Genomic DNA, 9,827 nt, shown 5'->3' on the forward strand with positions numbered 1-9,827 from the left:
GAGGAGCTATTAGACATGTCAATTAACCTGGAAAAATCGAAAAAAAGAAGCAATTTGCTATCCCGAAGGTTATTTATAGCGGGATTGTTCCTAAGTTTATTATTACTCCAAGCTTGCAGTAATACAGGAGGAGAAAGCACAGGTGCTCAGACAACAACTACGAAAGCTAACGCTGTAGAAGCCAAGGGGAACGTAAAACCAGTACTGAACTACGGGTTTATTGGGACAAATGATCTTAATTTGCCTGGGGGACCTGAAGGGTGGGGGCTCCATAAGGGGATTATCCAGGAGGAGCTAAAGAAACACGGTATTACTGAAGTGAAATGGACGGGTTTTCCTAACGGACCCGATTTAACAGAGTCTCTTATCAGTGGTCGTCTTGATCTTGGGAGCATGGGAGATACACCTTCCATTATTGCCTATGCATCCGGAGCAAAAATCCGGCTTATTACACAGGGATCAACTAATTCTATCGGCTATCTATTAGGAAAAAAGGATGGACCAAAGACTCTTTCGGAGCTGAAGGGGAAAACGATTGCCATTCAAAAAGGCTCTTTTATGCATCGATATGTGGTTGGATTACTGAAAGATGCCGGTATAACGGATTATAAACTCGTGCATATGCTGATTCCCGACGCTAAGGCAGCACTTGCAAGGGGCGATGTAGATGCCATGACGAACAATACTACTCAGGGAGCTTTAGAACAGATCGAGGCAGGATTTACTCATCTCGATGATGCCACAAAACATCCACATTTGAAAGGAAGCGGAACTACAGTAGCCTCGGATGAGTATCTTGCTTCTTTCTCTGATTTTCCAAAAGTATGGAATGATGCCCGTAAAAAGGCACTGGCTGACCTGAAGCAGCATGAAGAAGAGTACTACGAGTTCATAGCTCAGTTGCAAGGTCAATCCGTGGAGATCGTGAAGCAGACGAATCCAATAAGTGCGATTAAGGAAGAACCGTTTACAGAGGAAGGGCTGAAACTGCTGGAAGGAACAAAAGACTTCCTCGTTGATGAGAAACTGGCGAAAAAGAATTTTGAAATTAACGATTGGGTACTCAGATAAGGAAAGACAAAGAATCACTCTATAAGCGAAAGGAAAGGAGGGGAACGAAGATGTCGAATCACCAAGATGTGAAGTTGACCGCAGATGTACTTGTATTAGGTGGAGGTCCAGCGGGAGCCTGGGCTGCATGGAGTGCGGCTTCTCAAGGAGCAAAGGTCGTTCTGGCTGATAAAGGTTATCTCGGTTCGAGTGGGGCGACGGCTCCAGGAGGAACAACGCTTCTTGTTATACCAGCAGTATCTGAACTTAGGGAAGAGGCAGTACAGACTCGGCTGAGGAATGGGGGTACCCTTTCCCGAAAGATTTAGATGGAACGACACTTCGAACTCATCTGCATGGCCCTGAATATATGAAACTCATGAGAAAAGTGGTCCGCAAAGCTGGGGTTACGATTCTGGATCAGTCCCCTGCCCTAGAGTTACTCGTCGATGAACATGGTGTCGGAGGAGCAAGGGGGGTTAACCGAATAACCGGTGCTGACTACGAAGTTCGAGCGAATGCTGTCATTATTGCGACAGGTGGGTGTACGTTTCTTAGTAAAGGACTTGGCTGCAATGTGCTGACTGGTGAAGGGTTGTTAATGGCAGCCGAGACGGGTGCTGACCTATCTGGGATGGAATTTAGCAGACAATATGCGCCAAGCTTTGCTGACGGAAGTGTAACGAGAGGGCGAATGCTCGCTTGGTCTAGCCTGTATGATAAGAATGGTGAGCGTATTCGATCGGGTGAACGAACTCCTGGCAGTATGCAAAAGCTGCTTATTGAAGGTCCGGTATATGCTTCGCTAGATCTAGCTGATACAGAAGAGAAACGTCAGTTCTTACGTAGTGCACACCCCATTTTCTTCATGCCTTTGGAACGAGCCGGCATTGATCCGTTTCGCGATAAGTTTCCTTTGACACTGCGTTATGAAGGGACCATGAGAGGCACGGGAGGAATTCGTATAACAACGGGTAATTGTGTTACAACGGTTCCTGGATTATATGCAGTAGGAGATGCAGCTTCTCGTGAAAAAGTGATGGGTGCTGTTTCCGGAGGCGGATCATATAACGCATCATGGGCCATATGCAGCGGAACTTGGGCAGGTGAAGGAGCGGCCGCGTATGCCCTTGCGAATTCTAGAAAAGCAGACACCCGCTCCCTTCTTCCCGCTGGCAGATACGGACTAACAAGTACACAGAGTGAGCAGAAGAGTGAGCTGTCCATAAAGCAAATGATCTCATCTATACAAAAAGAAGTTTTGCCGCTAGAAATTAACTTCTTCCGAAGCGAACCCGTCATTAGGGAATCGTTAGCTCGATTACATTCTCTTTTCCCTTCACTCAACGGTCTAACGACTTCCACGGTTCAAGAAAGAGTGAAATCAAGAGAGTCGGCTGGCATGCTAGCCGCTGCGAGATGGATGTATACTGCGGCGCTCGTCCGCAAAGAAACAAGAGGACTCCAAGCGCTGAAAGAATATCCCGAAATCGACCCGCTTCAAACCCACCGCATCATTCTATCTGGCATTGACGATATCCGCCAAAGTGTGGAGCATGCTCCTCATGCTCATGAAATGTTGCCCGCAAAGGAGGGGCAGAGCTCGTGATAGAACTTGTGAGTGCAGATCGCTGCATAGGCTGCAAAATGTGCGTTAAAGTATGCCCGACGAATGTATTTGAAATGAATGATTCACTTGCTTTTATTGCAAGACAGGAAGATTGCCAAACCTGTTTTATATGTGAAGCCTACTGTCCCGCAGATGCATTGTATGTGGCAGCTCAAGCGGAAATGTCGGTAGCAGTAGATGAGGAGGAGCTTCGCAGTTCAGGACTCCTAGGCAGCTGGAGATCGGAGATTGGCTGGAACAAAGGTGCTCTTTCTACAATGGCGGAAAGGGACACGACTCCTTTTTTTGAAGTTTTTACGGAGAAATATCGCATCCTACCCGGAACAAAACAATAATAATAACAGAAATCATTTTATATCATCTTATCTAATCTAAGGAGTTGGTTATAGTGAGCACAAAGGAAACGGGACTGCAGACAAATCAGGGGGATAAGGAACAAAGGGAAGTACTTACGAAACGAGTCTCGGAAGACATCTCGGTGTATCGAAATGCAGAACACCCAGTAGATCCTCTGTTTATCGAACGCTGGTCTTCCCGATCTTTTGCAGATAAACCCGTATCAAGCGAGACTCTATACACCGTATTGGAGGCTGCTAGATGGGCGCCTTCATCCAGTAATCTTCAGCCATGGCGTTTTGTTCTGGCACAAACGGAGGAAGAGCATAACTTATTTCAGCAATTTATACTGCCAGGGAACCGTCTTTGGACGGATAAAGCACCTGTACTTATCTTGATTGCGTCGGATAAAAGGCGAGATGAAAGCGGAGAAATCAATAGTGCCCATAAGTTTGATGCAGGAACAGCCTGGGGTTATTTATCCATACAAGCGAATCTCCTAGGCCTTTCTACAAGAGCTATTGGTGGATTTAATCGTGTAAAAGCAAGTGAAGTTCTTGGACTCCCTGAATATATTGAACCGCATGCAGTTGTTGCACTGGGTTATAAAGGGACTATCGATCAGCTTGATGAAAAGTTTCACGATAAGGAGAAACCAACGGGCCGCCGCACTCTAGATGAAAGTATTCTGGAGATTAGAAAACAATAGGAGAGAGATTTCTTTTGATAGTTGAATAGGTGATTAGGTATTAGAGATTAGATATCAGATATCAGGTGTAAGGCAGTGCTCTGTTTCCTAGAGTGCTGCTTTTTTGTGATTTCTATAGCAGAATACATATCTTGATCCAGGTAGGCTCATTTTAGATAGATAAGATGAGAGATATAGGAGTGAGTTATTAATGATTGTACTCGAAAAAAAATCAGGACGAATTCATTTACAGTTACGGGCACTTTTTATGGGTGAGGATGTAGTCGTACTTATTACGGGCGGAGATCGTCCGCACCTGGGTACCATTACAGCGGGAGCTCGTCTAGAACCTCTTCAAACGATTCAACTACAGACGCATAAGGAATTTTATATTACAGAAGAAGTTGCTGTACGGCTGCGAAAATCGTTTCGTGGTAACTTTGCGATTTGCTGCGGTGCCCATCTCGACCAGATTACAAAAGAAGAGATCCCGCTTTTAACAGAACTGGCGGTTCAGTTAGGAGATGAATTGATACAGAAACTAAGTACACACTATAAAAAAGTATGAATTCCTAATTCCGTATGTTTTTACTCTCCACTTTTGACTTAATAGTTCTTAGTGAATCAATTTCGATTCTAGTAAGTTGATTTTAGGGAATAATGAATTAAATAAATAGGGCTAGTTCACAAGTTATCCAGCGGAGGAATTAAAACACATGGGGAAAAAAGATCTGTTGTATCAAGATGCGAAAGCAGACGTAGTACGTAAACCAAGTGAGTGGAAAGTGTTCGATCAGATGTACGCATATCGCGGGGAAGATTTAGGGGCGACTTACCATTCAGGTAGTGTCACGTTAAAACTATGGGCCCCGCTTGCAGAAGCAGTTACAGTTTTCTTATACGATAAAAATGATGATACCCGGCTTGTAGGTCAGTTTCCTCTAGTTAGAGAAGATCGCGGGGTGTGGGCTATTCATCTATTGCCTTCCCAGCTCAGTACAGATGATCTATGCGGGTATTTTTATCAGTACGAAGTAACAAATGAAGGGATTGCTCGAAAAGTGCTGGACCCTTATGCCAAATCTATGGCTCCATCAAGGGTTAATACTACAGGAGATGCAGGAAGTGATGGCGACAAAATAGGAAAAGCAGCGATCGTAAATCTCGTAGATACGGCTCCTGATCACTTTGATTTTGCACATATAGAAGGATATAAGAAAAGGGAAGACGCGATAATATGGGAAATTCATGTACGAGATTTCACCTCTGATCCAGCCATAGAAGGTGAACTTTCAGCAAGATGGGGTACATATAGAGCTTTCGTAGATAAGCTTGATTATATTCGATCTCTTGGAGTGACACATGTACAATTGCTGCCCGTGATGGCTTGGTATTATGGTGACGAGACCAAAATGGGGGAGAGGGAACTCCATCATTCTGCTATAAACAATGAGTACAATTGGGGCTATGATCCTCAACATTATTTTTCACCCACTGGAGCTTATTCCGAAAATCCAGCAGATCCGATTCTTCGCATCAAAGAGCTGAAATCACTGATTCATGCGATTCATCAGGCAGGAATGGGTGTGATTTTAGATGTGGTTTATACGCATATGGCCATTGTGGACTTCCTGAATAATATCGTACCGGGGTATTATGCTTGGCAAGATGCAGATGGAGAATTTATTGGAGCTTTTGGTAACAATCTTGCTACAGACCGCGCTATGGCAGAGAAACTGCTCGTTGATTCGGTCAAATACTGGTTTAGCGAGTATAAAATTGATGGAATGCGCTGGGATATGATGGGGGATGCAACTTATCCTGCCGTACAAAAGGCGTACAATGAAGCTGCTCGTATCCATCCAAGCCCGCTGTTTATTGGTGAAGGGTGGCGGACTTTTGCAGGGGACAAGCATGATGTGTCTCTAAAAGGAATGGCAGCAGATCAAGACTGGATGGATAAAACCGATAATGTAGGTGTGTTCTCCGATGAGATGCGTAATGAACTCAAGTCAGGTTTTGGATCTGAGGGAGAGCCGCATTTTTTGACAGGTGGAGCTAGGAATATAGAGTTGATCTTCCAAAATATAAAGGCACAGCCATCTAATTTTCCGGCTGACAGCCCGGGAGATGTCGTGCAGTATATCGAAGCTCATGACAATCTAACCCTTTATGATGTTATTGCTATTTCCATTCATAAAGATCCAAAGATAGCTGAACACGATGCAGAAATTCACCGGCGTATTCGAATCGGAAACGTGTTGCTGTTGACCTCACAAGGGACCGTATTTATACATGGTGGTCAGGAATATGGGCGGACGAAGCAATGGGAAGCGGCAGGTCAGCCAGAGGATAAGTATAACGAACTTACTGATAGCAAAGGCGAGGTAGTGGGTTATTTTATTCATGATTCCTGTGATTCATCTGATGCGATTAACCGGTTTGACTGGGCAAAAGCGACGGATCGTACAAGCTACCCAGTAAATCATATAACCCGTGAGCATATGAAGGGCCTTATTCAGCTGCGTAAGTCATCTGATGCATTTCGATTAGGAGATCATTCTCTTATTGATCAAAATGTAACCCTCATTACTTCTCTTGATATTGCTAAGGAAGATGTAGTGATTGCATACACCTGTGCTTCCAGCGACCTTAGTGAGTTGTATCATGTTTTTGTCAATGCGGATGATAAGCCAAGAAGGCTTAGACTAACGAAAGATTATTCCGAATTTGATGTTATTGTCGATCAGACAAGAGCAGGCATTCATAATTTGAAGGATCCAAAAGACTTGCAATGGATAGATAAAGGGATCATTCTTGAACCTCTAACCGCGATTGTTCTTAGAGAGCGCAGGTAGGGAATAATTTTATAACTCAATAGAATGATAAATTCGTACGTAACTATATAGAAAAAAATAAGCCTATTTTGATCCATAACTCTTAATAAAATCAACTAAGGGTTATATGAAATTGGTTCAGTTATATAGCCATTGATTAGGTTATATCATCTTTTTGAGATTATGGGTAATGCAGGATAACATGGCACTCTTCCCGTATTGTTAGATACAACAGTCTTAATGGAGGGTGCCATAATTATGAAGGAACAAGATGAAGCGATTAGAATGAACTTTGGTAAATATGAGATTCCGAGTGATCTAAAACGTCTAATGGAGCTGGATCATTGGCATGAAATAAAGGGGAATATGAAGGTTTTAGATTCAACAATTGGTTTAATGCTAGAAGTTGAAGGGTTTCGTTACTACTGTACTCCGTGTGATGTGGTTGTGTTTGGATCAAATGGCTGTGATGGAATTCATTACGGGTTTCTCACTGATTTCGGTACGGTAGACACTTTGGACGAGGCCCCCATTGTTTGCATCAGCCCCATGTCTTTTGGACATACGAATAAGCTCATCGCTCGTAATTTTCGTGACTTTCTTAGTATCCATTTGGATAACAGTGAATTATTTTATAACGATTTCGAGACTGAAGCTGCTTATCTGAAGCGAGTTGCTGAATGGAAGTGTGAAGAAGAAGAGAGTCCTTATGGTGATACACCGGAAGAGAAACAGTATGCAGAAGAAGTAAAAGAAATGCTGCGTACTACCTTTGAACTTCCTGTTATTGACCACCCTTATGAATATATACGTGCTATACAAGAAGAACGGAGAAAACAGGCTTGTATTCTAACTAGGGAATCCCTCCATGTTGTTTTGCCTGATAAGTTCGGTACAGCGTCAGACGATGAGAAGCAATGGTTAGAACAGATCGAGAGTAGAGATGAATCTTCTGTTCAAGCATTTTTAGAGAAAGCCAGCCTTCCATCTGCCCTTGCGATTGCACGTGATGTAGGAGCTCAAGCGGATCATCCGTCACTGCTCATTGTAGAACGTTTTTTGGATAATCATGGGTTTGATGATGAGGCTGTGCGATTAAGAGATCAGATGGAGCCGTTTAGGCCGATTGAGAAAGAAGAGTTGACAACGTTTGTTATCGTTGGGGGAGATCACATCATTGAAGAGGAATAAATATTACCTAAATAAGCATGGTTGCTAATGCAAATGAACCAAACAAACTAAACGATTCAAACGAACCAAACGAACCAAATGAACGGATCACTTCTACGGGTCTGTCCATCTTGGAAAGCAATAGCTTATCTAAAAGGCGATCGTGAATTACAGATAGTGAATTACAGATCGTGAATTACGAGAACAAGCAGGGGGTGTAATACTCGATTTGCTTGTTTTTTTTTATTTTTCTATATACAACCAACTATCCAATATATTACAATATAACCACTGGTTACTAACCTATGGTTATAAAAAGAGGAGGATTCATCTTCATGGCAAGGAGTCAAGCCCAACGATCAGAGGAAACAAAACAGGCTATTTTAGCGGCAGCAGCTACCTTGTTTTCAGAAAGAGGATATGATTCTGTAACGATGCGTGAAATCGCAAAAACGGCAGGATGTTCTCACACTACGATCTATATCTATTTTAATGACAAAGAAACATTGCTCCATGCGTTATCTATACCACCACTTTCCGTATTGAGCGAGAAGATGCAGGATGTACTCGATGATCAAGATATTCTGCCGAAGGAACGAGTCATTCAGTTGAGCACTTTATTTATCACTTTTTGCTTACAGCATCGGAACATGCACGCTCTCTTTTTTGGTGCTAATGCAGAGAGGGTGGACCTTATTGAGTCAGCGATCCCACTCACAGAACTTCGCAATCATCTTTTCCGAATGCTCGAAACGGCAATTCAGCAAAACTTCTCTTTAAACAATGGAGACGAAAGAATCCTTACCTTCACCCGAATATACTATTATATGCTCCATGGAATTGTAGGGACCTATGTTTACTCTAAAGAAAGTATGGAAGAGTTATATGAGCGTCTAGAAAGGACATTTAACTTAGCGTTTGAGACGCTGTTACTCGGGTTTGATGAGAAAATAAAAGAAGGGAAGAGTGGATCATGAAGATAGAACAAATCTCAGATCATATTTGGACATTAAAGAGCTGGATGTTCTTTGAGTTTCGCGTATGGATCGTTGCAAATCAAGATGGGAATGGCGTTACTTTAGTGGATGCGGGTATAGACAGGATGGCTAAAGACATACTAGCTTTTGTAGAGAAACTGGATAAAGGCCCTATACAGCAAATTCTTTTAACGCATGGTCATTCGGATCATGTTGGATCTGTCTTGAAAATAGTGGAGAACACGAAGGCACCTGTATATGGTCACCCAATAGAAATTCCTTACCTGGAAGGCGATCTGCCCTACCCAAGAAGAAAAAAGATAGAGCAGACTTTGCCTAAAGATGTAGTCCGTCCCTTTTATATAGAAGAAGATGGTCAGCTTCCTTCTTTTGGAGCGCTGCAAACTTACTTAGCGCCGGGTCATTCTCCAGGGCATGTTGTATATTTTCATGAACAGGACCAGGTCCTACTCGCAGGTGATTTATTTACATCCAAAAAGGGGAAACTAACAAGACCAATGAAGATATTTACGGGCGATATGCATGAAGCAGTTCAAAGCAGTCGTATCGTTGAAGAGTTAAAGCCGGTTAGATTAGAAGTATGTCACAGTGGTCCCGTCTTTGATCCTGCGAAACAGATTGCTTCCTATATAGAGGAATGGTCTAGTCTTCAGAAAAACTGAATCTAGCGGATTCTTATAAAGAATCTACTATAGAAGAAATAGAATGTAATAGATGCCTTGTATACTGCAAACAATTGTCAAAAAATGGGTATTAACTTTTTATTAAAAAAGACTTGCATAATTAATATCAGCATGGTATATTCTAATTCCGGCCAAGAAGTTAGCCAGTAAGCAACACACTGAATAACCAAGCAACTTAACGAAGTTAAAAACTTCTGAAAAAAAAGCTTGACACTCTGAACCGGACATGATATTATATAAAAGTTGCTGACGACGAAAGTTGTTAGCGAGATTGATCTTTGAAAACTGAACAACGAGGAGTTTTACGTAAGTAAAACTCGTGAGTGAATTAATACAAGTTTCATTTGTTGGTCATAACAAATGAAATAGAGAACTTTTAAGTTCTCGTCAGCATTTTCTAAATGAGCTTATCGCTCTTTTCAATAACTTTATTGG

The 9,827-nt window shown here is 42.5% G+C and carries 7 protein-coding genes and 2 pseudogenes; all 9 read left to right on the top strand.

Annotated elements, in window-relative coordinates; genetic code table 11:
* The first annotated feature begins 15 nt into the window (after positions 1–15).
* On the top strand, positions 16–1,071 hold the full coding sequence (locus tag PV403_RS23625; RefSeq protein ID WP_332086161.1) for an ABC transporter substrate-binding protein: 1,056 nt from the start codon (positions 16–18) through the stop codon (positions 1,069–1,071).
* A 50-nt stretch (positions 1,072–1,121) separates the two neighbouring features.
* Positions 1,122–2,659: pseudogene (locus PV403_RS23630) on the top strand (FAD-binding protein).
* The gene (locus PV403_RS23635; RefSeq protein ID WP_332086162.1) at positions 2,656–3,015 is read left to right on the top strand and encodes a ferredoxin family protein; all 360 of its coding nucleotides are present in this window, start codon (positions 2,656–2,658) and stop codon (positions 3,013–3,015) included. Before PV403_RS23630 ends, PV403_RS23635 begins: the two are co-directional and overlap by 4 nt.
* 53 nt (positions 3,016–3,068) lie before the next feature.
* Positions 3,069–3,725: a nitroreductase family protein gene (locus PV403_RS23640; RefSeq protein ID WP_332086163.1), complete on the top strand. Its 657-nt coding sequence runs from the start codon at positions 3,069–3,071 to the stop codon at positions 3,723–3,725.
* A 190-nt stretch (positions 3,726–3,915) separates the two neighbouring features.
* On the top strand, positions 3,916–4,272 hold the full coding sequence (locus PV403_RS23645) for a prenylated flavin chaperone LpdD (protein WP_332086164.1): 357 nt from the start codon (positions 3,916–3,918) through the stop codon (positions 4,270–4,272).
* Between the two features lie 211 nt (positions 4,273–4,483).
* A pseudogene (locus PV403_RS23650) lies at positions 4,484–6,562 on the top strand (alpha-amylase family glycosyl hydrolase); the annotation flags it as partial.
* A 237-nt stretch (positions 6,563–6,799) separates the two neighbouring features.
* Positions 6,800–7,732 (top strand): hypothetical protein, encoded by a 933-nt coding sequence (locus PV403_RS23655; RefSeq protein WP_213535660.1) that lies wholly within the window; start codon positions 6,800–6,802, stop codon positions 7,730–7,732.
* Between the two features lie 314 nt (positions 7,733–8,046).
* Positions 8,047–8,688 (top strand): TetR/AcrR family transcriptional regulator, encoded by a 642-nt coding sequence (locus tag PV403_RS23660; RefSeq protein ID WP_332086165.1) that lies wholly within the window; start codon positions 8,047–8,049, stop codon positions 8,686–8,688.
* On the top strand, positions 8,685–9,371 hold the full coding sequence (locus tag PV403_RS23665) for an MBL fold metallo-hydrolase (protein ID WP_332086166.1): 687 nt from the start codon (positions 8,685–8,687) through the stop codon (positions 9,369–9,371). Before PV403_RS23660 ends, PV403_RS23665 begins: the two co-directional genes overlap by 4 nt.
* Positions 9,372–9,827: the final 456 nt, after the last annotated feature.

Source organism: Paenibacillus sp. GYB006, from assembly GCF_036577645.1.
GTDB lineage: Bacteria > Bacillota > Bacilli > Paenibacillales > Paenibacillaceae > Paenibacillus.